This is a genomic window from Shewanella sp. SM101 (genome assembly GCF_025654465.1).
Taxonomy (GTDB): domain Bacteria; phylum Pseudomonadota; class Gammaproteobacteria; order Enterobacterales; family Shewanellaceae; genus Shewanella; species Shewanella oncorhynchi.
Genome location: NZ_JAKKRH010000001.1, coordinates 1 through 23,795, shown reverse-complemented (window position 1 = coordinate 23,795; position 23,795 = coordinate 1). Strand labels below are relative to the sequence as shown.

General features: G+C 42.9%; 24 protein-coding genes and 1 pseudogene. 17 read left to right on the top strand and 8 right to left on the bottom strand.

What is annotated here, in order from left to right; all coding sequences use genetic code 11:
• The first annotated feature begins 626 nt into the window (after window positions 1-626).
• Window positions 627-1,064: an IS200/IS605 family transposase gene (tnpA, locus tag L5M38_RS00120; protein ID WP_263166761.1), complete on the top strand. Its 438-nt coding sequence runs from the start codon at window positions 627-629 to the stop codon at window positions 1,062-1,064.
• A 127-nt stretch (window positions 1,065-1,191) separates the two neighbouring features.
• Here the strand turns inward: tnpA and L5M38_RS00115 are convergent.
• A pseudogene (locus L5M38_RS00115) lies at window positions 1,192-1,375 on the bottom strand (IS66 family transposase); the annotation flags it as partial.
• Between the two features lie 233 nt (window positions 1,376-1,608).
• Window positions 1,609-1,734 carry an IS66 family insertion sequence element accessory protein TnpB gene (tnpB, locus tag L5M38_RS24545; RefSeq protein ID WP_411569295.1) on the bottom strand — a complete coding sequence of 42 codons (126 nt, stop codon included), beginning with the start codon at window positions 1,732-1,734 and terminating at the stop codon, window positions 1,609-1,611.
• A 658-nt stretch (window positions 1,735-2,392) separates the two neighbouring features.
• On the opposite strand from tnpB, the gene L5M38_RS00110 reads away from it, so the two are divergent.
• The 6 genes from L5M38_RS00110 to L5M38_RS00085 are packed head-to-tail and all read left to right on the top strand — an operon-like array spanning window position 2,393 to window position 7,347.
• Complete coding sequence (locus L5M38_RS00110) at window positions 2,393-3,175, top strand: DUF3450 domain-containing protein (RefSeq protein WP_113938838.1); 783 nt, start codon at window positions 2,393-2,395, stop codon at window positions 3,173-3,175.
• Window positions 3,175-4,530, top strand: coding sequence for a MotA/TolQ/ExbB proton channel family protein (locus tag L5M38_RS00105; RefSeq protein ID WP_263166763.1), 1,356 nt, complete (start codon window positions 3,175-3,177; stop codon window positions 4,528-4,530). The genes L5M38_RS00110 and L5M38_RS00105 overlap by 1 nt, the downstream gene beginning before the upstream one ends.
• Window positions 4,530-5,057 carry a MotA/TolQ/ExbB proton channel family protein gene (locus tag L5M38_RS00100; protein ID WP_113938836.1) on the top strand — a complete coding sequence of 176 codons (528 nt, stop codon included), beginning with the start codon at window positions 4,530-4,532 and terminating at the stop codon, window positions 5,055-5,057. The genes L5M38_RS00105 and L5M38_RS00100 overlap by 1 nt, the downstream gene beginning before the upstream one ends.
• 13 nt (window positions 5,058-5,070) lie before the next feature.
• Window positions 5,071-5,475 (top strand): ExbD/TolR family protein, encoded by a 405-nt coding sequence (locus L5M38_RS00095; protein WP_037428129.1) that lies wholly within the window; start codon window positions 5,071-5,073, stop codon window positions 5,473-5,475.
• A gap of 1 nt (window position 5,476) precedes the next feature.
• Entirely contained in the window at window positions 5,477-6,100 is a 624-nt protein-coding gene (locus tag L5M38_RS00090; protein ID WP_131524316.1) for an energy transducer TonB, read from the top strand.
• Window positions 6,100-7,347: a tetratricopeptide repeat protein gene (locus L5M38_RS00085; protein ID WP_131524317.1), complete on the top strand. Its 1,248-nt coding sequence runs from the start codon at window positions 6,100-6,102 to the stop codon at window positions 7,345-7,347. Before L5M38_RS00090 ends, L5M38_RS00085 begins: the two co-directional genes overlap by 1 nt.
• 71 nt (window positions 7,348-7,418) lie before the next feature.
• On the opposite strand, the gene L5M38_RS00080 is transcribed toward L5M38_RS00085, so the two are convergent.
• A complete protein-coding gene (locus L5M38_RS00080) occupies window positions 7,419-7,928 on the bottom strand; it encodes a diguanylate cyclase domain-containing protein (protein WP_263166765.1) in 510 nt (169 codons plus the stop codon).
• Between the two features lie 79 nt (window positions 7,929-8,007).
• Between L5M38_RS00080 and L5M38_RS00075 the strand changes: the two genes are divergently transcribed.
• The 5 genes from L5M38_RS00075 (at window position 8,008) to L5M38_RS00055 (ending at window position 11,624) form a co-directional block, all read left to right on the top strand.
• On the top strand, window positions 8,008-9,837 hold the full coding sequence (locus tag L5M38_RS00075) for a DUF885 domain-containing protein (RefSeq protein ID WP_263166767.1): 1,830 nt from the start codon (window positions 8,008-8,010) through the stop codon (window positions 9,835-9,837).
• Window positions 9,838-10,008: 171 nt separating this feature from the next.
• The gene (locus L5M38_RS00070) at window positions 10,009-10,287 is read left to right on the top strand and encodes a peptidylprolyl isomerase (protein ID WP_028760433.1); all 279 of its coding nucleotides are present in this window, start codon (window positions 10,009-10,011) and stop codon (window positions 10,285-10,287) included.
• Between the two features lie 83 nt (window positions 10,288-10,370).
• Window positions 10,371-10,907, top strand: coding sequence for a GNAT family N-acetyltransferase (locus tag L5M38_RS00065; protein WP_263177943.1), 537 nt, complete (start codon window positions 10,371-10,373; stop codon window positions 10,905-10,907).
• Window positions 10,908-10,981: 74 nt separating this feature from the next.
• Window positions 10,982-11,212, top strand: coding sequence for an RNA-binding S4 domain-containing protein (locus L5M38_RS00060; protein ID WP_028760431.1), 231 nt, complete (start codon window positions 10,982-10,984; stop codon window positions 11,210-11,212).
• Between the two features lie 22 nt (window positions 11,213-11,234).
• Window positions 11,235-11,624, top strand: coding sequence for a ribonuclease E inhibitor RraB (locus L5M38_RS00055; RefSeq protein ID WP_113938831.1), 390 nt, complete (start codon window positions 11,235-11,237; stop codon window positions 11,622-11,624).
• A gap of 153 nt (window positions 11,625-11,777) precedes the next feature.
• Here the strand turns inward: L5M38_RS00055 and L5M38_RS00050 are convergent, their stop codons facing one another.
• The gene (locus tag L5M38_RS00050) at window positions 11,778-12,665 is read right to left on the bottom strand and encodes a LysR family transcriptional regulator (protein ID WP_263166768.1); all 888 of its coding nucleotides are present in this window, start codon (window positions 12,663-12,665) and stop codon (window positions 11,778-11,780) included.
• 156 nt (window positions 12,666-12,821) lie between these two features.
• Between L5M38_RS00050 and L5M38_RS00045 the strand changes: the two genes are divergently transcribed.
• From L5M38_RS00045 to L5M38_RS00030, 4 genes are all read left to right on the top strand, one after another.
• Complete coding sequence (locus L5M38_RS00045; RefSeq protein WP_028760428.1) at window positions 12,822-13,595, top strand: TSUP family transporter; 774 nt, start codon at window positions 12,822-12,824, stop codon at window positions 13,593-13,595.
• A 382-nt stretch (window positions 13,596-13,977) separates the two neighbouring features.
• Window positions 13,978-15,123, top strand: coding sequence for an exonuclease SbcCD subunit D (locus L5M38_RS00040; RefSeq protein WP_263166769.1), 1,146 nt, complete (start codon window positions 13,978-13,980; stop codon window positions 15,121-15,123).
• Window positions 15,120-18,176, top strand: a complete 3,057-nt coding sequence (locus tag L5M38_RS00035) for an AAA family ATPase (protein ID WP_263166770.1) — start codon at window positions 15,120-15,122, stop codon at window positions 18,174-18,176. The genes L5M38_RS00040 and L5M38_RS00035 overlap by 4 nt, the downstream gene beginning before the upstream one ends.
• Before the next feature lie 264 nt (window positions 18,177-18,440).
• Complete coding sequence (locus L5M38_RS00030; RefSeq protein WP_263166771.1) at window positions 18,441-19,742, top strand: peptidoglycan DD-metalloendopeptidase family protein; 1,302 nt, start codon at window positions 18,441-18,443, stop codon at window positions 19,740-19,742.
• Window positions 19,743-20,113: 371 nt separating this feature from the next.
• Here L5M38_RS00030 and L5M38_RS00025 read toward each other — a convergent pair whose 3' ends face one another.
• The 4 genes from L5M38_RS00025 to L5M38_RS00010 form a co-directional block, all read right to left on the bottom strand.
• Window positions 20,114-20,569 (bottom strand): hypothetical protein, encoded by a 456-nt coding sequence (locus tag L5M38_RS00025; RefSeq protein WP_168824106.1) that lies wholly within the window; start codon window positions 20,567-20,569, stop codon window positions 20,114-20,116.
• Between the two features lie 90 nt (window positions 20,570-20,659).
• Window positions 20,660-21,184, bottom strand: a complete 525-nt coding sequence (locus L5M38_RS00020) for a M48 family metallopeptidase (protein WP_263166774.1) — start codon at window positions 21,182-21,184, stop codon at window positions 20,660-20,662.
• A 48-nt stretch (window positions 21,185-21,232) separates the two neighbouring features.
• The gene (locus L5M38_RS00015) at window positions 21,233-21,670 is read right to left on the bottom strand and encodes a DUF3010 family protein (protein WP_028760422.1); all 438 of its coding nucleotides are present in this window, start codon (window positions 21,668-21,670) and stop codon (window positions 21,233-21,235) included.
• Between the two features lie 203 nt (window positions 21,671-21,873).
• Entirely contained in the window at window positions 21,874-23,229 is a 1,356-nt protein-coding gene (locus tag L5M38_RS00010) for a DEAD/DEAH box helicase (RefSeq protein WP_263166775.1), read from the bottom strand.
• 380 nt (window positions 23,230-23,609) lie between these two features.
• Here L5M38_RS00010 and L5M38_RS00005 point away from each other — a divergent pair.
• A partial coding sequence (locus L5M38_RS00005; protein ID WP_263177942.1) for a helix-turn-helix domain-containing protein occupies window positions 23,610-23,795 on the top strand: 186 nt, incomplete at its 3' end.

The window sequence follows — 23,795 nt, the reverse complement described above, 5'->3', positions numbered from 1 at the left end:
TAAATGGGTATTTTATTAACTATATGCGTACTACTTAGCTTATATCTTGGTTTCTACAAGGACTTCATGAAGTTTACTAAGTATTTGTAAGGTTTTTCAGACAGTGCGGTAAGAAGTTTTTAATCGTATCCAATAAAAATAATAGCAACAATATCTAACCATGAATTTTTTGTTAACCATGCTCGCATTGAAAGAGTATTTCCTTTAATAAAGCTATGAGTCGTATTTACAAAAAACTTCAGGTCTAATTCTGTCATACAAGCCGCAAAGGTGATGATCGTGGGGAAATCAATCATGGATAAATGGGTGGGCAACTAAAGCTTGAACGCCAGAGTGGCTCTCCCAAAGTCTCGCCCACTACCCTGAAAAAATTGAAATCCGTGTGAAATTTAAATGCAAATTGCCTATTTTTAGGAGCACTACTTGTCCTAAAAAAGGCAATAGCTCTTTGATGTAAGACTCTATGGGCAATGTACGCTAATCAGCGAACTAAAGCAGGGTTATTTTATTGTCATCCCAAAACCACCGCCTCTGGCGGTGGTGATTGTTCCTTGAGGCTATAGCCTGAATTACGCCCATGCTAAAAGAGACTTCTTATTCACCACAAGTAAGAGGAAACGAAAAGCATGGGCGATTATAGAAGTTCATCACATGTTTATTGGCGTTGCAAATATCATATTGTTTGGACTCCGAAGTACCGTTTTAAAATATTAAAAGGAAACCTTGGTAAGGAGTTATACAGGTCAATTTATATCCTTTGCAATATGAAGGGTTGTGAGGTTTTAGAATTAAACGTTCAGATAGACCACGTTCACTTGGTAGTCATAATCCCGCCGAAGCTGTCAGTATCAACGCTGATGGGAGTATTGAAAGGAAGAAGTGCGATAAGGCTATTCAATAAATTCCCTCATGTACGTAAAAAGCTATGGGGCAATAGCTTTTGGACCAGAGGTTATTTTGTAGATACAGTAGGTGTTAATGAAGAAATCATTAGACGATATGTGCGCCATCAAGATAAACAAGATCAGGAAGATGAGGCTCAATTGTCGTTGCAGATGATGTAGGTTCTTGGAATAGCCCCTTCCAGGGGCAAGTCAAAGTCGCCTTCTAAGAAGGCGGATTCTTTACTATCTAATCGGCCATGGTTTTGCGACTCAACTTGATACACTATTGCTGGAACATGTACTTTTATCGATACAGCGGCAAGCCATATTGATACTTGCTGGTGATGATTTGGCTGAGCCGTGACGCGGTCGCAATGCCATTGGTAATAGGGCTTGCCGGCACTGGAGCTATTTTTATTTTTGACTTCAGTGCTTTACTTGTCGCAGTTACGACAGCTGTATTTTAACCTAACGTGTTCGATGACTTTAATGGGTGTTCAATAAATCCTGCTTGTGATACTAGGTGATAAGTCATGAGAGTGATAGCAGAGTGCTGGATGTGCATGGGGTTGTGTTAGTGGAAGACTAGCGATGTACAAGTCGAGTTGCTGAGGTGTAATACGCAAGCTCAGCTGCTTGTCATCGATACCTAGCCATTTAAAGATGTTCTGTTCGAGTCGATTGTAATGTAGTTAGAATCCATTGCTGGCCCACTGCTATATCTTCAACTTATTACGATGGCGGTGCAGAAGACAAACAGGTGTTCATTAAAAGGCTCTTGACGCAGGCTATAAGTAACAATGTTGCTCAAAATCTTTATCGACTTGCGTATATCAGTGATGCCACAAATTAAAGTGATATCGAGTAGGGTGCTGCTACCAAATAAATTGTTTTCCTATAAATCAAAAGAACGATCATCGTGGTTGATGGCTAATTTATGAAGGTGTGGTTTAGAGGACGCTTACGTTTAAAGAGATGTTACAGAAATTCGAACTTCGGTTGTATCTATCTTCAAGTTGCTTTGATTAATGAGTCTGCACCCAACGTACTCTTCAAAATTCTCTATGCCAAAGTCTAGATGCAAGTAAAGATTATAAGTTTGAGTTAGTTTCATATTATAAGATGTTAATTGGCAAAACTTTAGAACAAAAAATAATCTAATTTAAATTGTTGATTTATTTGGTTTTTTTTGGTTGTTAATTTGAGTTCCTTAATTGTATTAACTTTTTTGGTGATATTTTGTCTAAAAAAACACCTTTCGTAAAAAATTTCATTATTAACGCTTCTTTACACTAGTTTTTAGTCGTCTGAAATGTTGACACAGGTCAACATTTTGTGAAATGATGCCAGCGGGTCTATGCCTGTAAGGGCGTAGGAAAGGGAAGAAAAAACTAAGAATCACAAGAGAAAGACGAACTTACAGAAATTTTTTCGGCAAGTATTTATCCCTTGTCGTTATGTTGCTGGTAAGTTAAACCTTTTTATTCACTTCAAATTGGTTGGGAACTATGTCCAAGGTAAGCAATAGAACAAAAATCGCTACTGCACTTGTTGGCGTGCTGGCATTAGCGAGCAGCAACTTAGTAGTTGCAGATCCTCTTACCGACGTGCAGAAAGCGGATAGTATGATCCATGCTGATGCTGCTGCGTCGCAAAAGAACGTTGATAAGTATTTCGATCAAGCACAAGACATGCTTTTTGAGTATGGTTCTGTCGCAGATGAGCGTGAATCACTGAAATCATATAACGATTACGTTGCAAGCTTAGTCGCTGATCAACAAAAGACAATGGATTCAGTGCAGGGTGACATCAATGGTGTTGATAAACTTCGCCAAGGTGTTGTGCCATTAATGTTTAAAATGGTTGAGTCATTAGAACAGTTTGTTCAATTAGATTTACCTTTTAATTCTGAAATACGCACTAATCGTGTTAATGAACTGAAAAAACTTCTTAATACTGCCGAAGTCACACTAGCAGAAAAATATCGTCTAATTCTTGATGCTTATAGTATTGAGCGTGAATACGGTAGTGCTGTTGCCGTTAACCAAGGTAAGTTAAACCTAGATGGTAAAGAAGTGTTGGTTGACTTCTTTAACTTAGGTCGTGTTGCTCTTTATGCACAGAGTTTAGATCAAAAGACTGGCTGGATGTACAACCCAGAATCTAAGGGTTGGGATAAGTTAGATGACAGCTATTTGCGTGAACTGACCAAAGGTATCCGCATTGCCCGTAAACAAGGCGCTCTAGATCTATTCGCGTTACCAATTCCTGCTGCGGAGACTGCACAATAATGAAGAAGTTAATTACTACAGCTGTGTTGGCTGCAAGTTTCTCTTTAACTGCTGGTATGGCGAGCGCTGCTGATGCGCCTAAGTCAATTGACCAATTATTGCAACAAGTTAAAGTTGAACGCGCTGCAGAAGGTAAAGTCAACAGCAAGCGTGAGCAAGAGTTCCAAGCAGAGCGTGGCGATAAGGCCGCTTTACTGCAAAAAGAAAAAAATGCGTTAGCTGCTGAAAAGCAACGTGGTAAAGATTTAAACCAAGCGTTCTTAGATAACGAGCGTAAAATTGCTCAGTTAGAAGAAGATCTAAAAACGGCTCAAGGTGACTTGGGTGAAATGTTTGGTGTAGTTAAAGGTGAAGCCGGTGATTTCGCTGGTAAACTGGCAAGCTCAAACATCAGTGCTCAATTCCCAAATCGCGATAAGTTTATCGCTGATTTAGGTGCCCGTAAGCAATTGCCAAAAATTGAAGAGTTAGAACAATTTTGGCAAGAGCAGCTATTTGAAATGGCGCAATCTGGCAAAGTGGTTAAATTTGAAGGTTCTGTTACCGAAATTGATGGTAACGTGAAAACGACGACTATTCATCGTGTTGGTGCCTATAACTTAACGGCTGACGGTAAATACGTTGTATATAACCCTGAATTAGGTTTAATTCAGCAGTTATCTCAACAACCTGAAGGCTATCAAGTTAGCGCTGTTGCTAAATGGGAAGAAACGGCCTCTGGTACAGCACCTTTCTATATTGACCCTGCACGTGGCGTACTGTTAAACATCTTTACGAACAAAGCTAGCATGGAAGATCGTATCGAGTCAGGCGGTACCATTGGTTATATTATTCTAATATTACTTGCTATTGGTTTATTAATTGCGGTTGAGCGTTTCATTGTGCTGGCAGCTATCGGTGCAAAAGTTAAACGCCAAGCTAAGAATGTTGATAACCCAGGTAACAATGCCCTTGGTCGTATCCTGAAGGTTTACCATGAAAACAAAGATGTTGATGTTGAAACATTAGAGTTGAAGCTGGATGAAGCTATTCTGAAAGAAACGCCTGCATTAGAAGCTCGAATTTCAATTTTGAAAGTCATTGCAGCTATCGGCCCAATGTTAGGTCTGCTAGGTACAGTAACTGGTATGATTGCGACCTTCCAAAGTATCCAACTGTTCGGTACTGGCGATCCTAAACTGATGGCGGGTGGTATCTCTATGGCTCTGGTTACTACAGTACAAGGTCTGGTTGCAGCTCTGCCACTGATGTTACTACATGCAATACTCGTTGCGCGTAGCAAATCAATCACCCAAATTTTGGAAGAGCAAAGTGCGGGCATTATCGCAGCACATGCTGAGAAGAGGGCTAACTAATGATGCTATACCTGATGGACATATGGGATTCCGTCAGGGGCTTCATGGCCGCTGGAGGAAACGTCCTTTGGTTGGTTGCGTTTGTATTGTTCTTCATGTGGGTATTGATGCTTGAGCGTTATTGGTATCTTAATTGGATATCACCAAAGCAACATAAAGCTATCATATCTGCGTGGGATGCTAGAGAGGAAACAACCTCTTGGTACGCACACCGTATCCGTGAAGCTTGGCTGTCCCAAGCGAAGCAAGATTTGAATGCACGTATGCTGATGATTAAAACCTTAGTAGCAATTTGTCCTATGATAGGTTTGTTAGGTACCGTAACCGGTATGATTTCAGTGTTTGATGTGATGGCAGTTCAGGGGACGAGTAATGCTCGTTTAATGGCGGCTGGTATTTCAATGGCGACTATGCCCACGATGGCGGGGATGGTTGCAGCATTATCGGGAGTATTCTTTAGTACTCGTCTGGATGTAAAAATGAAAATCAGTTTAGAAAAGCTAAAAGACAGCATGCCGCACCACTAGAGAGAGATTGAACATGGCACGTAAAAAGCATTCCAGTGTAGACGAGGAAGCGCAAATTGATATGACACCGATGCTCGACATCGTGTTTATCATGTTGATCTTCTTCATTGTAACAACGTCATTTGTGAAACCTTCTGGTTTGGATTATAACAAACCAAAAGCTTCGCAAGCGACTTCAAAGCCTTCGGCTAACATCTTTATCGGTGTCAGTAAAACAGGCGTGATCATGATGGAAAACCGTCAGGTTGATATCGAACGTGTAACGGCAAACGTTGAGCGCATGCTGGCTGAAGCTCCTGAAGCTGCGGTATTGATTCAGGCTGATAAAGACGCAATGCACGGCTTAGTTGTTAAAGTTCTAGACCAAGTCAAAGCGGCTGGTATAGATAAAATTTCGGTATCTGCGGGGAACGATTAATATGCTAAGAGCACTAGTATCGATCATTATTGGTGCTGCTGTGACTTTTGGTCTGTTCGCTTTTATGGCGTTCTTGGTCGGTGGCGGCGCACAGCGCGGCGAAACATCGGCCGAGACCCCTGTAATTGAAATCACTATGGATAGACAGGATTCAAAAGCACAGAATAAGCCAAGGGTAGTGCCTAAGCCGCCACCACCGCCAGAACAGCCACAGAAGCCTGAGGCAACGCCGCCAGAATCTTCGAGCAATATTGACACAGCAATGTCGTTCAATATGGGTGGTGTAGAAGCTGGAGGTCCAAGTACCGGTTTTAAATTAGGCAATATGATGACTCGCGATGGTGATGCTACACCTATCGTTCGTATCGAACCTCAGTATCCAATTGCTGCGGCGCGTGATGGTAAAGAAGGTTGGGTACAACTTCGTTTTACCATTAACGAACTCGGTGGTATCGACGACGTTGAAGTTATTCAAGCAGAACCAAAACGCTTATTTGATAAAGAAGCTATTCGTGCACTGAAGAAGTGGAAGTACAAGCCTAAGATTGTTGATGGCAAGCCATTGAAACAACCTGGTATGACAGTACAACTAGACTTCACCTTAGATAAAGGAGGCAACCAATAATGCGTAATGTTAATAAAATCGCAGTTCTATTATTGCTTTCTGTTTGTGGAGGTTCATTAACTCTTTCATCTGCAGTCGCAGAAGAAAAGTGTGCTATCGACAAACGTCAATCTAAAGCCGTGGGCGAAGGTGCGGCGAAGAAAGTTCAGAAGTCATTTGAAGCTTATACCAATGGTCAGGTCGATGAAGCTATTGCTATTTTGCTAGAGGCAAATGCCAAGAACGACTTCGATAAAGCCTATGTTGCACGTATGTTGGGTAACTTTTATGCCGAGAAAGGCAAAATGGATACCGCGATCAAGTACCTAAAACAAGCTGTTGAAGCTGATATTTTAGGTGGTACAGATCATGCTGCAACTATGCGTCTTTATGCTGATTTGCTATTACAAGAGAAAAAGTTTAAGGAAGCGATTCCTTATTATTACAAGTGGATGGAATTTACTTGTAAATCCGATTCTCAAATGTATCGCCGTATTGGTATTGCGCATTCAGAACTTAAGCAGTGGGATAAAGTGATTGAAGTGGCCGACAAAGGTCTTTCATTAGCTGAAGCTCCTGACAAAGGTCTGTATCAAATGAAACTGACTGCTTACTTCAATCAGAAGAAGTACAAGAAAGCTGTTGGTGTGTTAGAAGTCATGGTGCCTTTATTCCCGGATGATGGCAGATTGTGGGTTCAATTAGCACAGTTTTATTTGATGGTTGAAGACTATGACAAGTCTCTTGCAACTTACGATCTGGCTTATAGAAATGGTTTCTTAGATAGCGCGGGCAACATTACGCGTTTAGCGCAGTTAATGGCACAAAAAGGTGCTCCTTATCAAGCCGCTAAAATTTATCAGAAACATATGAAATCAGGCATGATCGCTGAGGACGCTAAGTCTTTAGAGATTTTGGCGGGTTTCTATCAAAATGCGAAAGAGTTTAAGCAAGCTGCTGAGTATTACGGTAAAGCTGCAGCCATCACCAATGATGGCAAGACTTACTTAAAACAAGGTCGCTTATTAAACTTGAATGAACAATATACAGCTGCGATCCCTGTGCTTGAAAAAGCCATATCAATGGGTATTGATCATCCTGGTGAAGCAAACTTTGAATTAGCTTTGGCTCATTTAAGTTTGAAACAGTATAAGTCGGCTTATAACCGTGCAGTGTTAGCTGCTAATGATAAGAAGACACAGAAGAGTGCAAATAGCTATATCTCTTATATTAAAGAGAAAGCACGTATGCATAATGTCACGCTGTAATTACTTCGCAGTTTAGTGTTTGAATCGAAAAGCCCCGCAAGGGGCTTTTTCTTTGGTATCAATAAACCTATTTACTGTAAGCGGATTAAAGCTTTGGATTGATCATGATTTTTTTCAAGCTGTTGTGAAAGTTGGCTGACATTACTGAAGAGTGACTCTATTTTACTTTCCTGTGTAGGTAGGCAAATACAGGCAGCCAGTTTATAGTCGATTGTCAGTTTATGATGTTTACCAAAATCTTGGTTAAAGTCAGATATTTGCTGTTCTATTCGCTTTAACACTACTTCCGTTCCCACCTCATCTATATTGAACAAACCCAACGCAAAGTGATTGTGATCTAACCTAGCAATCATATCTGTTGCTCTTAATAGCGCTTCTTGCACTTGTTTAGTAAAGAATTCGAGTAAATGGGGTTGTTTGACGGTTTCATGAATGTGAGGGCACAGATACAATAGTGCCAAGCTTTGGTGGTCTCTCATGTGACGATGCCATTCTCGGTTGAATACTTCCATGAAATAGGTTTGGTTATAGACTCCAGTTTCAGGATCCCTGAAACCTGAGTTGCGGAACGAGTAGATCATAGATTAACTCCGATAGCAGACCTTGAACTAAGTATAGAAACAGTTCTGCAATAGCGGGCCAAAAAGGAGAAATATTAAAATGAAATTGGGTTTATTGGCAGGTTCGATAGCGTTAATCTTCACCCTTCAAGGTTGTTCTAAGCCTGAAGCCACTGCAGTTCAACAAAATAGCTCGGCTAATATGACAGCAGTGCAGGGCGAAACTCAAACGGCAGAGCAGCGTTACTTAGCGCTTGTGGATGCGTATTTTAAAGATTACCTAAAGCTTGAGCCCATCTACGCTACTTTTGTCGGCGTAAATGACTATAACGCCGATTTCGGTGGGGATTTAACTGAGGATTACCTTAAGGCCCGTCATGATCTTAACACTCACTATTTAGCTCAGGTGCGTGCGATAGATCCAAAGCAACTGCCTGCGGATCTACAGTTAAGTTATGACCTGTTCGTCTATGACCGTGATATGGCGTTAGTGGACGAAACTTTCCCTTCACGCTTTATGCCGATAAGCCAGTTCTATAGCACTGTCATTACTATGGTGCAGCTGGGAAGTGGCGAAAGTGCACAACCTTTTAAGACTGTCCAAGATTATCGTAATTGGGAACAGAGAGTCGATGGTTTCATCAAGTGGGTCGCACTTGCTGAAAATCGTATGAATCAAGGCATAGAAAGTAAAGTGGTACTACCTCGAGTGTTGGTAGAGCGCATTATTCCTCAGTTAGATACTATGTTAACGACGGATGCAACTCAGAGCATTTTCTACTCGCCAATCCAGCATTTCCCCGAGAGTTTTTCAGAGCAAGATAAAGCGGAATTGACCACCCGTTATCAAGCCATGATAGCCGAGCGTATCGTGCCAGCGTTAACGAACTTACGCGATTACTTTAAGCAAACCTATTTACCTAAATCGCGGGCGACTGATGGTTGGGCAGGGTTGCCTAACGGTAAAGCTTGGTATCAGCATCTGGCGAACTTACATACGACCACCACTATGTCTGTGGATGAAATTCATCAAATTGGTTTAAGTGAAGTGACGCGAATTTTATCTGAGATGGATAAGGTGCGTGAGCAGGTTGGTTTTAAGGGTGATTTGAAGGCGTTTTTTGCGTCTTTATCTTCAGAGCCGCAGTATTTCTATAGCGATCGCCAAGGCTTGATTGATGGCTATATGGTATTAAAAGATAAAATCAATCATGTATTGCCTAACTACTTTAATGTGATGCCAAAGGCTGATTACGTGGTTAAGCCGGTTGAAAGTTTTAGAGAACAATCGGCAGCGGGTGCCTCTTATGAAGCGCCTGCGGTGGATGGCAGCCGTCCAGGGGTGTTTTATATCAACACTTATAACCTCAAGGCGCAGCCAAAGTGGGGAATGACGACCTTATCTTTACACGAGGCCGCTCCTGGGCATCACTTCCAAATCGCGATCAAACAAGAGCTGACTGGTGTGCCAGAGTTCCAGCGTTTTAGCGGTTATACCGCTTTCGAGGAAGGTTGGGCACTTTATGCTGAATACTTAGGTATTGAGATGGGGCTATTTACCGATCCTTACCAGTATTTTGGTAAGCTTTCCGATGAAATGCTGCGTGCAATGCGCTTAGTGGTTGATACAGGCCTTCATTCTAAAGGTTGGAGTCGTGAACAGGCGATTCAGTACATGAAAGACAACTCGCCTATGGCTGAGAGTGACATAGTCGCTGAAGTGGAGCGCTATATGGCGATCCCTGGTCAAGCTTTGTCTTACAAGGTCGGTCAGTTGAAGATTTTGGCACTGCGTGCCCGCGCAGAAAAAGCCTTGGGTGATAAATTTGATCTTAAAGCGTTCCACGATCAAATCCTCACCTCAGGTTCATTACCCATGGCGGTCATGGAAAACAAGATCGATCGTTGGATTGCGTCGAAACAAGCTTAGCCGTGTAAGATGCCGTTAATTGACTTTGTTGTCAGTGACGGCATTTTAAGACTTTTTTATTCAACAGAAAGTTTTTATACTGTTGATTCAAAACCTGTTAAAACGAATGTTTTAGTGGGAACTCAATGATATTTGGGGCAAATGTCTCATGATCCTTACAGGAGTTTTACTATGGTCCAGGCAACAGCAAGACATTTGTTAGTCAGCAGTGAAGAGCAGTGTCAAGCGCTGAAACAGCAAATAATGGAAGGCGCAGATTTTGCTCAAATTGCTCGCGCGCACTCTTCTTGCCCATCAGGTGCCCAAGGCGGCGAATTGGGGTCATTTGGTCCTGGCATGATGGTCAGAGAGTTTGATGAAGTGGTTTTTAGTGCACCATTAAACGAAGTACAAGGCCCCGTGAAAACGCAATTTGGCTTTCATTTACTTGAAGTGACCAGCCGCGCGTAAGTTTTACCGCTTATCTAATACAGCTTGTTTGATACGGCAGCGTTTGCTGCCGTTTTGTTTTATATGCTCATCACGGAGTCACTATGCTGGAACTCTACACTGATAGATTGAAACTCAGGAGCTTACAAGATAGTGATTGGGAACATTTTTATGCACTGCATAACGATCCTGAGATTAATCGTTTTGTACGCGTTCCAGAGTCGCAAGAGGTGATCCGCAGTAAGTTTCAGCAGCGTTCTGATACTTGGTTCTACGGTTCTGGCGATTGGCTGACCTTAGTGATTGAGACCGTTGATACTGGGCAGTTTATCGGTTTAACGGGCCTTTATTGTCAAAGTTTCGAGGAACAGCGTGCCGAAGTGAGTTATTTACTGGCGGCCGAAGGGCACGGTAAAGGTTATGCGACTGAGAGCTTAATGGCGGTCATTGATTGGGCCTGTTTAAGTTTTAATGTACATAAATTTGTTGGGCATTGTGCTAAAGATAATCACGCATCGGCACGAGTACTCGAAAAGTGTGGTTTTCGGCTTGAAGGTTTACTCAGGCAGCAATTCAAAATAGGTGAAAACTGGCTCGATGAATCAGCCTTTGGCCTACTCGCCGATGAAAGACGTCTCTAGCCAAATTATCTTCAGCGAATTTTGTACTGTGCTGGTATAATGCCGCAGGTTTATTTTTAGAAGGCGTGTATTAAGTGGCGCAAATTAATCAATTGGCTTTGCATTCTGGCGAAGATTTCATTGAATTGTACAAAGTATTAAAAGTGCAAGGCATGAGCAATGCGGGTGGTGAAGCCAAACATTTTATCGACGAAGGTCAAGTCACTGTGAATGGTGAAGTTGAAACTCGTAAACGTAAAAAAATTATCGCGGGCGACATCGTCAGCTTTAATGGTGAATCAGTTCAAATCATTGCGGCAGAATAAGCCTGAAACAGTGGAGCAAGAAATGCAATTTCCAGATGATGACAATGGTAAAATGCTGGCCGCAATGGCTGAAGCGGGAATCGATTTAACTAAAGAGTTAGATGTTGATTTCTTTTTGGTTTTTGATGACCAACGCGATGCCGAAACTGCGTTAGAAGAATTAACAAATTCTGACTTGGAAGGCGAGCTTGAGCTGAATCTGAATGATGAGCTTGGTAAGTGGGAAATCATTGTTTGTCTCAATATGGTGCCTGAGTACGATACATTGGTTGAACAAGAAGTCATGCTAAATGATTTTGCTGCCGAATTCGGCGGCATGACCGACGGTTGGGGCGTAATGCAACATCAAGACGGTGACGATGAGTTTATGGACGATGATGACCATGTTCACGGTGAGCATTGCAATCACTAATTCTGATGCGCTTTAAGTCTTGAATCTAATAAACCACCTTTTGGGTGGTTTTTTATTGATGTTTTTCTGCGCTCCGTTAGTGTTCTCAATAGCCTCGTTTGGCACTTATAGCGTTATTGTGCCTCGCTTGAACTGAGATACGCTTAATCCAGATTAATGACGATAGGGCGCAAAAATCTCTAATAACCATTCGATAAAAGCTTGAGCTTTTAACGGCAGGCTTGGGGATTTTGGGGTGAGTAAATAATATCGATAGGGACTGGTAAAGGGGGCGTCGAAGGGGATGACTAAGCTGCCATTTGCCAGTTGTTCTTCGATGAAGAATCGCGGAATAAGTGCTGCGCCCATGCCACTCGCAGCCGCTTGACTCAACATATAAAAATGCTCGACACCAAAGGTTTGTGCTTGGGTGAGTGTTAAACCCACCTTTTCCGCCCAATACTCCCAAAGTTCTGGTCTGGTGGTGTGTTTCAGTAACGTGACGTGATTAATGTCCTCGATATTTTGCAGCTTAGGCGCTAGCGAAGGCGCGCAAACTAAGCATAAATCCTCATCCATCAGCTTGATATAATTCGCGCCCTTAGGGATAACTGTGCTACTACGGATCGCAATATCATAACGACCTTGGCTAAAATCCACGGCAAAGTCGCCAATGGATAAGTCGACATACAAGTGTGGATGGCGGGATTTAAACTGCTCCATTCTTGGAATGAGCCAATTGATGGTTAAGCTTGGAAGCACATTAATAGCTAAGGTTTGCGGCTTAGTGGGCTGACGGCGCAAGTCACTGGTAGCACTAGATAGTGTTTGCAGAGCGGCTTGAACATGGGGTAAATAGCGTTTGGCTTCATCGGTTAAACCGACTTTTTTGTGTAAGCGTACAAAGAGCGCAAAACCTAAATAATCCTCCAATACTCTGATTTGTTTGCTGACTGCGCCATGGGTGACATGCAACTCCTTGCTGGCTAATGTCATGCTCTGTAAACGTGCTGCGGCTTCGAAGGCACGGAGAGAATTGAGGGGTGGTAGTTCGGCAAACATTTTATTTCCTACTGCTGGAAAATCAGAACAGGACTCGGGATTTTGTGTGAGTTTATCTCACGCTGTGCCGACAATAACTCCTTTGCGTTTATTTGGCAAACGCAGTCTAATGTTCGGCAATCACTCTCTTTTTTATCAGAAGAATAATAAATCATCATGGAATTTGAACTGACTCTACAAATCGCAGCGATACTTTTTGCCGTCGCTATGGTGGCTGGTTTTATTGACTCAATCGCCGGTGGCGGAGGCTTGCTGACCATTCCTGCACTTATGTGGGCAGGCTTGCCGCCTGCGGTTGCCTTAGGGACAAATAAGCTGCAGGCCTGTGGCGGCAGTTTTTTTGCGAGTTTGTACTTTGTCCGTAAAGGGCTGGTTGATCTTAAATCCGTTAAGTTAGCCTTGATTTGTGCATTTATCGGTGCGGCATTGGGTACAATTCTAGTTCAACTTGTCGATACTGAAGTGCTGGAGTTGATGTTACCTTTTTTGATTTTGGCTATTGGTTGTTACTTTTTATTTTCGAAAAAGATTTCAGAAGATGATAAACATCAAGTGCTGACACCTACCGCATTTGCCTTTACTGCAGCATTGGGCGTGGGATTATACGATGGCTTTTTTGGCCCTGGTACTGGGAGCTTTTTTGCGCTGGCCTTTGTATCGCTAGCGGGGTTTGGTTTGGCGAAGGCAACTGCCCACGCAAAACTACTTAATTTCTCCACTAACATTGCTTCGCTGATCTTCTTTGCCTTGGGCGGAAAAGTGATTTGGTTATTAGGATTAGTCATGCTGGCAGGGCAAGCGATTGGTGCAACCTTGGGTTCTCGTCTCGTGGTCACTAAAGGTACAAAGATTATCAAGCCATTGGTGGTGACTATGTCCCTTGCTATGAGTTTTAAACTTTTGGCCAGCCAATATAATTTATTTTCGTAAACTCTTTGATATTAAGCATTTTATAAAACTCACTCATCAATAGAAGCTCTTTAAGCTGCGCATGAGTGTATCTTCGCGGCGTCCATCTTGGCTCAAAAGTTAAGCTGAGGTGGATATCACCCAAAAGATCCGCCAAATGACGACTTAAAACGTCTCATCCTACTTTGAGTTAGGTGTACTCTTTCAAGTTTTTTGAATAGTATTACCTGTCATTTTTAATACACTTTTTAGGCTTCCTATTGTTTTGGCGTGTATTTTAAATATTGTGTACATATTTAATCCGATTGATATAAGTGCAGTATCTATCTTGCTAGTCTTATCTGCATCGACGGGCGGCATGTGCGCTCGGGTTTAGCGCCACCACTTCTTTAAAAGAGCGATTATGAAATTTATCCACACCTCGGACTGGCACATAGGTCGTCAATTACACAATCAATCACTACTGGATGATCAAGCCTTTGTGCTCGAGCAAATTATTGCTCTAGCGGATGAACACAAGGTGGATGCCGTGATTGTGGCGGGGGATATTTATGACAGATCGATTCCGCCTGCGAATGCGGTCGCGCTGTTAGATGATGTGCTTAACCGCTTAGTACATGATTTAGGCCTGCAAGTCATTATGATTGCGGGTAACCACGATGGTCACGAGCGCTTAGGTTTTGCAGCAAAACAAATGGCGGCAAGTGGGTTACATATTATTGGGCCTTTGAGTGCTGACATTCATCCCATTACTTTATTGAGTTCAAGCGGTGATGTGGTGTTTTATCCCTTGCCCTATGCCGAACCTGCCACAGTGCGCCAAGTTTTTGAGTGTGAGGCTACAAGCCATGAGGCCGCAATGACGCTATTGCTTGAACAAGTACGCCAGCATGATAGCCAAGGTTTGCCGAAAGTGGTGATAAGCCATTGTTTTTTGGATGGTGGCAGTGAGTCAGAATCTGAGCGACCACTGAGCATTGGTGGCGCCGATAAAATATCGCCAACGCTATTTACTGAGTTTGATTATGTCGCTCTTGGGCATTTGCACGGACCGCAATACAAAGGTGCAGAGCATGTGCGCTACTCAGGATCGATTTTGAAGTATTCCTTTAGCGAACAACATCAACATAAGTCGGTGACCTTAGTCGAACTTAGCGCGCAAACGCCGATTAAAATTAGTTTATTGCCATTAACGTCGATACGCGATGTCCGTATCTTAGAAGGGGAGTTAGCCACATTACTCGCCCAAGGTAAAACGGATATCAAGCGTGAGGACTACCTTATGGTCAGACTCCTTGATAAACATGCCATTTTAGATGCTATGGGAAAATTGAGAGCAGTTTACCCTAATGTGCTGCATTTAGAGCGGACTGGTCTGATGGCGGGGCAGCAACAAGTCACCTTGAGCCGAGATCATATCAAAAAAGGCGAGATGGACATGTTCCGTGACTTTTTCTCTCAAGTGTCCGGCGAGTCATTAACACAAGCACAGCAAGCTGTGATGGATGAACTCCTGACTAAGCTACACAATGAGGAGCGCCAAGCATGAGACCACTTAGCCTTTCCATGTCAGCCTTTGGCCCCTTTGCATCGACGCAACAACTTGATTTTACGGCCTTAGGGACTAATCCGTTATTTTTGATTAATGGACCCACTGGTGCGGGTAAGACGACCTTGCTCGATGGTATTTGCTTTGCCCTCTATGGCAAAACCACAGGTAATGAGCGTGAAGGCAGCCAGATGCGCTGCGATATGGCCGATGATAGTCTGCTAACAGAAGTCACTTTTAGTTTTCAGTTGGGTAATAGCAGTTATCGTATTCGCCGTGTGCCAGAGCAAGACAGGGTTAAAAAAAGCGGTGACGGCTCAACGGTGCAGAAGCCCGAAGCTCAGTTATATAAGATAGACGCCGCGGGTAATGAAAGTTTGCTTGTAGTGAGCAAAGTCTCTGAGGCAACTGCTGAGATTGAAGCCTTAACTGGCCTCGATGTGGAGCAGTTTCGCCAAGTGATGGTGTTGCCACAGGGAAAATTTCGCGAATTGTTAATGGCAGACTCTAAAGCCAGAGAACTGATATTTAGTCAGCTATTTCAAACGCATATATACCGACGTATTGAAGATTCCTTAAAAAGTAAGGCTGCAGATATCCGCGCCTTAGTGAAAGATCAACGCAGTCGCCGTGATGGCATTTTACAAAGTGCGGGTTTGGCATCCGATGACGAGCTTAGCTGTGAATTAGCCAAGCTCACGCCAGAACTTGAAACTGCCCAAAGTGCGAAAGAACAAGCATTACAGCAGCAACAATGGGTGATAAAAACCAGCGATGCCGCCCAGCATTTATTGGCCGAATTTGCGCAGTTTGATGCCTTAACTCAAACGGTTGCTGCGCTTGATGCACAGCAAGAAAACATGGCTGCGCAAACCTATAAACTGAATTTGGCTAAACAGGCGCAGCACTTGGCACCCATGCTTGAGGTGTTTGTGGCCCGTGAGCAGGAAGCCAAGGCGGCAAGTCTTGCCCTTGAACATGCGAAAACAGCATTAATCCATGCTAAAAAAGCCTTCGATAACGCAGAGCTTAAGGCCGCTGATTTACCCGTGTTGGAAGCGTCGTTACTCGAACAGGAACAGGTTAAACAGCAACTGAATGCCTTAGGGCCGCAGCTCAGGGAATTGGATAGGCTTAATAAAACCCTTGAACAAGAGCAAACGCAACTCATTAGCGCGAAAACACAACTTCAGAACAGCAAACATGAGTTAGCCACTGTAGTCCAAAAACGCCGTGAATTGGAATCCGCTCTGCCGCAACTACAGGCCAATAGCGAAACTCGCCTCTCATTGCAACAAGCGCACCAGCAGCAACAGCAGTTATTGTCTACCTATCAGCAATGGCAACAAGTGGCGGCAAGGGTATCGTCCACACAGGCAAAACTTGTTGAGGCTAAAGTCAAAGGGCGACAACTCAGTGCTCAGCATCAGCAAGCACAGGTTACATATAAAGCCTTATTGTTGACTTGGCATCAAGGACAGGCCGCTATTTTAGCGCGGCAATTACAGCAAGATGAACCTTGCCCTGTTTGTGGAAGCCAAACACATCCACAGCCAGCACAAAGCCAAGAGCCACTCCCAAGTGATGAAGCGCTGCAATTAGCACTTGAGGCTGAAACGAATGCTCAAGAAATCCTGAGCAAAGCCAGAGCGGAATATCGTGGGCTACAAACGCAGTTAGAAACCTTGCAACAGCAAGCACAAGATCTCGCGGTCCAATTGGGCACTACGGTTGATATTCCTTTAGACGAACATACACATACCTTGTCGCAATACGCTTTTTCACTCACTCAAGCGGAGCAAGCCCATCAGCAGTTACAGCTGTTACAGCAAGAGATTGCATTGTTGCACGCACAGGAAACGCATCTACAACAAAAGCTAGAGCAAGGACAAATACACGACAGTGCACTGCAATCTAAAGTGGATATATTGCAGGGGCAGTTAGCGCAAATGCAGCAAAGTGTTCCATCTGCGCTTGCAACGCTTGAGGCCTTAACTGCAGCAATCGCGCAAAATCAGCAAAGTATCAGCCAAATTAAGCAACAGATTGCTAGTGTTAGGGATCTCCAACAACAGACTGGCCAATCTTTTGTTGCGGCTAAAGCGGCACTTAATGGTGCTGAAAATGCTGCTGAGGCGGCATTAGCCCAGCAAACGCGTGCACAGCAGCAACTCAATCAGCAATTAGTCGCAGCAGGTTTTGCCGATCAACAGGCCTTATTTGAGGCCATGATCGATGAAGAACAACAGCGTGCATTAGCCAGCGAGATTGAGGCTTACCAGCAGCGCAGTGCTTTGACTAAGGCACAGTGCGAGCAGTTAGCGCTTAGGCTTAAGGATAAAGTGCCACCTGATAGCATTAAGCTGGCTGCTGAGCTTGAGTTCGCGCAGCAAGCATTACACGCTGCCGAGCATGCATGGCAGTTGCTTCACACTCGCACAGTATTACTGATGCAAACTCAAACCCAGCTGAGTATTGCCGATGCAAAAGCTAAGGTTTTGGAAGATGAATATGCGGTTATCGGCACCCTTGCAGATGTCGCTAATGGAAATACAGGTAATAAGATCAGTCTGCAACGGTTTGTGTTAAGCGTACTGCTTGACGATGTGTTGTTAGAGGCAAGCCACAGGCTACACCTAATGAGCAAAGGGCGTTATCGTTTACTACGTAAGGAAGATAGGGCAAAGGGTAACAAAGCTTCTGGGCTCGAATTGGAAGTAGAAGATGCTTATACCTCCAAAGTGCGTCCTGTGGCCACCTTAAGCGGTGGTGAAAGTTTTATGGCAGCATTATCTATGGCGCTAGGCCTATCTGATGTAGTGCAAGCCTATGCAGGTGGTATTAAACTCGATACTTTATTTATCGATGAAGGCTTTGGCAGTTTAGATCAAGATTCTTTAGAACTGGCCATTCGGACCCTGATGGATTTGCAATCCTCTGGCCGCATGATAGGGGTGATCTCGCACGTGTCGGAAATGAAAGAGCAGATAAATACCCGCATCGACATCAATAAAACCTCACATGGGAGCGAAATGACGATAGTTTTGCCTTAGTTGCTCATTCTCACAGAGTGCGATAAATAACAAATTGTTTTATAAGTGTTATTTATTGTATCTCCTGTGTGTTTAACATTCGGATAATACACACAAAGTGAGTTGGAAATGCCAACTAGCGCATGTTTTTCATTAATGGTACAACAAAAGAGTGAAATAGCGTTTGTCATAATCGGTTTTTTGATATAAGTTGGAAAAAATTCGGGCTTCCCTCAAAGGGACTGGTCAAAAATAGAACGCAAAGTTAACGAAAGGTGAAAAGCGTTGCAAACAGGCAAACCCAACTTTATCAACTTATCGCAAACCCGTTTGCAGAACTTATCATCGACCCAAAAGAACATTCTATTAATGGGTAGTTTGTTGATGGGTGCTGCGATGTTGATGCCGAATAATAACCATGTTACGCCAACTGCTCAGCGTATCCCTGTTGTTCTCGATATTGAAAATATTCTCCCTCAAGTTTCTGAACTTGAAGTCCTAGATCAAGCTGCACTCATTAATAATGCTCCCCAGTTTGAGCGAATTATCGTTTCCGGTGATACCTTAAGTGGTTTATTTTCCAAGGCGGGTGTTGATCAGCAAACTATGTATAAGGTTTTAGAAGCTGATTTAAACATTTTGGCACTTGATACCCTGTTACCTGGTAACAGAATGCAATTTTGGCTTGATAGTGAAGGCCAGTTACAAAAATTAGAACTTTATTTTAACGCTGCCCGCCAAGTGGTTTTTACACGTTATGAAGACGGTAGTTTTAATGTTGAAGAAGTGAACGTTGAAGGTGTTTGGCAAAATCGAATTTTGACTGGTGATATTAAAGGTTCTTTCTACGTTTCAGCCCAAAAAATGGGTTTAGCCGCTGCAGATATTCAGCGAATTGAAGATTTACTCAAAGAAAAATTGAATTTTGCCCGTGATTTACGAGCTGGCGACAAATTCTCAGTTTTGGTAAATGATCAATATGTTGAAGGTGAACCGACGGGAAGTAGCCAAATTTTAGGCGTCAGTATTAAAAGTGGCCGTTCTGAAATTAGTGCATATCAATATTCTGATGGCAGTTATTATGATGCTAAAGGTCAGAGTTTAGTTCGGGCATTCCAACGTTATCCGTTAGCTAAACAACCGCGTATGAGTTCACGTTTTAACAGCCATCGCAAACACCCAATCACTGGGCGTATTTCTCCCCATAATGGAACAGACTTTTCTGTGCCGATCGGGACTAAAGTTATTGCACCTGGTGATGGAATTGTCAGTTTAGTTACGGACCATCAGTTTGCTGGTAAGTATATTGTGATTGAACATGGTGGTAAGTACCGTACCCGTTACCTACATTTGTCTAAGGCGTTAGTGCGTAAAGGCCAACGTGTAACTCGCGGTCAAGTGATTGCTTTATCTGGTAATACAGGTCGTTCGACTGGTCCACATTTGCATTATGAATTCCATATCAATGGTAAACCTGTTGATCCGTTGAAAGCCGATATTCCTATGTCGAGCAAGTTAGCGAATCAAGATTTACGCACATTCACTAATATGGTGAAGAGTCGTGAAGCTATAATGAACTTAGGTTAGCTAAACCTAAGCTAATAGAATTTATAGTATCAAAGTTTGAATAAACAATAGCACTGACTTTCTAGAAGAATTTATCAATGCCGATGGAATGAAAATTTCATCGGCATTTTTGTTTCCACAATACTTATTATGGTAGACATTTTCCTGCTATCACGAGTACTGTTCAAGTTGTATAAAAGCTTAAAATTTGTTCGATTCGAAGTCGTGGCGATAAAACATAAGGGATAAAATAGGTAGGATCTTCAGTTATAAGTGTTATAGCGAGTCATTCAAAAGGTTGTGAAGAGGAAAATTGTGCGGCTGAAGAGCTTATAACGTTTTTTATTAAGGACTGAACAGAGAACCAAATATGCAGTGCTAAATAGTGCCTATCAGCTTGCGTGGCGCCTTTGCATCACTTTTAATGCGCACTTGCACAATTTACCTTTTAATGCGGGACAGCCACCGCAGGGGGATTTTTTAAAGGGGCGTAATGCAAAGCTGTGTTCTGTGGGTAAAGGAGAAAGTCGAGTAATAATAGTCGATGAAAATGTCGCATCATTTGCGGCAATAAACTTAGCTTTTGCGAGTTTTAATTGTTTTTTGAGTGTTGATTTATTGCTAAGGGCAAATTCTTGCTGAGCAATATGCTTAGAGAGTAATTGGGTGAGGTGCTTTCGTTGAGCCTTTTTATTCTTCAAAGATTTATCAGTCTGCGCGCGTAGATGTGATGAGGATGTAATAGTGTTCCCTGTGTTTGAAACAGATTTAACCTGTGTTTTGAGTAGCTTTTTAGCTTGCTTTTTACACCACTTGCTTAAGAGTTTGTCGATATTCTGTTTCGTCATTGTCATTACAGTATTCTGCAGCGCTAGATACTATGACATTCTAAATGAAAACTATTATCAGTCAAGTTTTGGGTGAAAAATATACGAAGGTTAGGTGTCGATTTTATCTGTAGAATAAGGGGATATGTTAGCGTCGATGCAAGTCAATAATAAGCGCAAATCAAATTCAAACTGGTGATAATCCGGCTCCATATGAGTACACAAATTGTAGAAAGCTTTGTTGTGATCTTTTTCTTTTAAATGGGCTAATTCGTGTACGACAACCATACGCAACAAAGGTTCTGGCACACGCTTTAAACGCGAAGAAATGCGAATTTCGTTCTTCGCTTTGATTTTATTGCCTTGAACTCGTGCTACATAGGAATGCAAGCCAAGTGCATGATGACTAATATTAATTTTGTCATCAAATATCACTTTTGAGAGTGGTGAGGACTGGCGTAAAAATTGATTTTTAATCGTCTGAGTATAGTCGTACAGCGCTTTATCGCTACGAACGCTATGTATGACAGGATGACGTTTCAGCAATAGCTTGGGTAATGTGCCAGCATCGAGATGTTGCTGTACCTGCTGTTGAATATCAAGGCTGTAACCGTTTAAGTACTTTAATGGATTCATAGAGGATTTAGCTCCGAATGACTTCGGAGCCTGAGTTCATCACATTACTTAGACTTTGCCAAAAATTCGGCGATTTTGATGGGCATAAGCGGCTTCGAAAGCTAACTGCTGTACTTTTTTAAGATCTAAACTATCGAAATCAACTTGGGGGGGATTGCGCTTGTTTTGCTCTTTGATAGTGACAGGAGACAATAGACTGACAGGTAATTCCCCTAATTGAATTGCTGCTTCAAGTTTAAAGCTTGTCGCTGAACCCGCGAGTTTACCTTTTTGCTCACGTTCTATGATGACAACTTCATCAACGCGATAATCTTGCATAAGCTTATGAAAAGCGAAGTGAAACTCACGAATAGCTTCTGTGGTAGCAGATTGGGAAACGGTGAAAGACACCTTACGGCATTCTGGCACATTGAAGGTTTCACCTTCATAACTCAATAAACTGATAATGGCTTCGCCACCTTTTAATTCAACACCACAAACTCTCATGTTACACCTTCAAAATATCGATAATAGCGCTATTGTAGCTGGAAATGACCTGAGGATCAGCGTTTACCATGCGCTTTTGATTCGCTTGGCGACAGACTGATAATTTTAGTATATCAATTTCCAGTATTAGATCATGCCTATGTGATTTGTATCAGAGATAATATCTGATGTTAAATCCATCGGCATTTATGCATAAATTAGTTTTAAACTTCTTCAGTATCACTGTCTTGCAGTAATTGCGCCGCAGCAGGTTTTCTACGCATAGGAGCATCGCCGACATCCACGCCCGTGATGAAACGCTTATCCCGCGACGGTGCTGGTGTGGTTGCTTTGGTTCTTTTGCTCTTACCTTTAGCAAGCTCCGCTTTAGCAACACGTTTTACTGGCGTTTGTTTAGCTTTGCTTTTTAGACCACTAAATTTAGCTTCTAGGCCTGGAATTGTGCTGATCTCAAAGGTTTTTCTGAGGAAGACTTGGACTTTCTTAAAGTTGTCCCAATCTTTTGGCCCGACGAGCGATATCGCATCACCTTTTGCGCCTGCACGACCAGTACGGCCGATACGATGCACGTATTCTTCGGCAAATTTAGGCATGTCGAAGTTAACGACCAAAGACACATTGAGCAAATCCAGACCACGAGAGGCGACATCGGTCGTCACTAGGACTTGTTGTTGGCCACGGGCAAATTGGTCCATGATTTGGTTTCGTGCGGCCTGCTTTAAATCACCGCTTAGTGCGGCGGTTGCAAAACCTTGCGCGGTTAATTTAGCTGCTAAGCGCTCAGTATCTGGACGCGTCGCAGTAAAGATGATCACTTGTTTATGGGTTTCATCTTTGAGCAAACGGGCTAATAACGCTTCTTTATGGTCTAAGTGGTCACATAAAAAGATACGTTGATGAATATCGTTATGCTCAGAGTGAGCCGCGCCAATCGCCACATGTGCTGGATTTTTTAGTAATGTTGCTGCGATATCATTGATTTCGTCGTGATCTAACGTGGCAGAAAACATCAGCGTTTGACGGCGTTTATGATCTGCTGCATCGTTGATCGCTTTTAGTTGCGGTGCAAAGCCTAAATCTAACATGCGGTCGGCTTCATCGAGGACTAATAACTCTAAGCCATTGAGAAAAAGATGCTTCTGTTCTAAATGATCGGCGATACGGCCTGGAGTCGCGACAATAAAATGCGGTTCTTTCGCTAAGGCTTTGGCTTGGTCATTAAAGTTTTCACCGCCCAGTACGCTGATGGCCTTGTATTGGGTGTTGGCGACAAGCAGGCGAAGCTGACTATAAACCTGATGTGCTAGTTCGCGAGTCGGTAATAAAATCAAGACTCTAGGATCACGTTTCGACAGTGAGCGGGTAGAAATGACTCTTTGCAATGCGGGTAACAAAAACGCTAAGGTTTTACCTGAGCCCGTTTTTGATGACGCCATTAAATCTTTACCTGCCAATGCGATAGGCAGTGCTTGTTCCTGGATGGCGGTGGGTTCTGTGATCCCCATATGTTTTATGCTTTGAAGCAGACGCTGGTCCAGAGAAAAATCGGTAAATTGCAAAGGTATATCCCCTAAATCTTAGTAAGGGCAGATTATAGCCTTAATCGCCCTTGCTCAGCTATCCACATCGGTGATTATCTCTGCTTCATGCACGGATTGATGTAGAAAGTGTGCCATTTATGCTCTGTTGATTGTATTTATTTACATTGGTATTACAACCTCTTAATTGTGTCGTTTTTACCTATTGACAGTGGATATGGCAGGATTTTACGTTATCGTGTACTGCATTGAGTTACAGGAGAAATGATTTATGGCTAACGGAACAACCCCTTCGGTAGGTATTGCCTTGGGTAGTGGGGCGGCGAAAGGTTGGGCACATATATACCCGTGATCAATGAAGATGCTTGATTTTCAGTGAAATGAGGATCAAGCTAACGATTATGAAACTACTCCTTACTCCTGAACAAAAACAAGTCCTAGAGACCCAGCATGCTCAAACGCGTGACGGGCGTATTCGTGACCGCATCAAAGCAGTACTGCTTGCATCCGAAGGCTGGACCCCGGCAATGATTTCTCAAGCATTACGCATTCATGAAAGCACTGTACGTAATCACCTTGCCGATTAC

Bases quoted from the DNA above. Each gene is read 5' to 3' on its own strand.
- L5M38_RS00090 (WP_131524316.1), top strand. From the start codon at position 5,477: ATGCTAAGAGCACTAGTATCGATCATTATTGGTGCTGCTGTGACTTTT.
- L5M38_RS00095 (WP_037428129.1), top strand. From the start codon at position 5,071: ATGGCACGTAAAAAGCATTCCAGTGTAGACGAGGAAGCGCAAATTGAT.
- L5M38_RS00015 (WP_028760422.1), bottom strand. From the start codon at position 21,670: ATGAGAGTTTGTGGTGTTGAATTAAAAGGTGGCGAAGCCATTATCAGT.
- L5M38_RS00040 (WP_263166769.1), top strand. From the start codon at position 13,978: ATGAAATTTATCCACACCTCGGACTGGCACATAGGTCGTCAATTACAC.
- L5M38_RS00025 (WP_168824106.1), bottom strand. From the start codon at position 20,569: ATGACGAAACAGAATATCGACAAACTCTTAAGCAAGTGGTGTAAAAAG.
- L5M38_RS00110 (WP_113938838.1), top strand. From the start codon at position 2,393: ATGTCCAAGGTAAGCAATAGAACAAAAATCGCTACTGCACTTGTTGGC.
- L5M38_RS00050 (WP_263166768.1), bottom strand. From the start codon at position 12,665: ATGTTTGCCGAACTACCACCCCTCAATTCTCTCCGTGCCTTCGAAGCC.
- L5M38_RS00020 (WP_263166774.1), bottom strand. From the start codon at position 21,184: ATGAATCCATTAAAGTACTTAAACGGTTACAGCCTTGATATTCAACAG.
- L5M38_RS00080 (WP_263166765.1), bottom strand. From the start codon at position 7,928: ATGATCTACTCGTTCCGCAACTCAGGTTTCAGGGATCCTGAAACTGGA.
- L5M38_RS00055 (WP_113938831.1), top strand. From the start codon at position 11,235: ATGCAATTTCCAGATGATGACAATGGTAAAATGCTGGCCGCAATGGCT.
- L5M38_RS00045 (WP_028760428.1), top strand. From the start codon at position 12,822: ATGGAATTTGAACTGACTCTACAAATCGCAGCGATACTTTTTGCCGTC.
- L5M38_RS00085 (WP_131524317.1), top strand. From the start codon at position 6,100: ATGCGTAATGTTAATAAAATCGCAGTTCTATTATTGCTTTCTGTTTGT.
- L5M38_RS00105 (WP_263166763.1), top strand. From the start codon at position 3,175: ATGAAGAAGTTAATTACTACAGCTGTGTTGGCTGCAAGTTTCTCTTTA.
- L5M38_RS00065 (WP_263177943.1), top strand. From the start codon at position 10,371: ATGCTGGAACTCTACACTGATAGATTGAAACTCAGGAGCTTACAAGAT.
- L5M38_RS00075 (WP_263166767.1), top strand. From the start codon at position 8,008: ATGAAATTGGGTTTATTGGCAGGTTCGATAGCGTTAATCTTCACCCTT.
- L5M38_RS00100 (WP_113938836.1), top strand. From the start codon at position 4,530: ATGATGCTATACCTGATGGACATATGGGATTCCGTCAGGGGCTTCATG.
- L5M38_RS00070 (WP_028760433.1), top strand. From the start codon at position 10,009: ATGGTCCAGGCAACAGCAAGACATTTGTTAGTCAGCAGTGAAGAGCAG.
- tnpA (WP_263166761.1), top strand. From the start codon at position 627: ATGGGCGATTATAGAAGTTCATCACATGTTTATTGGCGTTGCAAATAT.
- L5M38_RS00035 (WP_263166770.1), top strand. From the start codon at position 15,120: ATGAGACCACTTAGCCTTTCCATGTCAGCCTTTGGCCCCTTTGCATCG.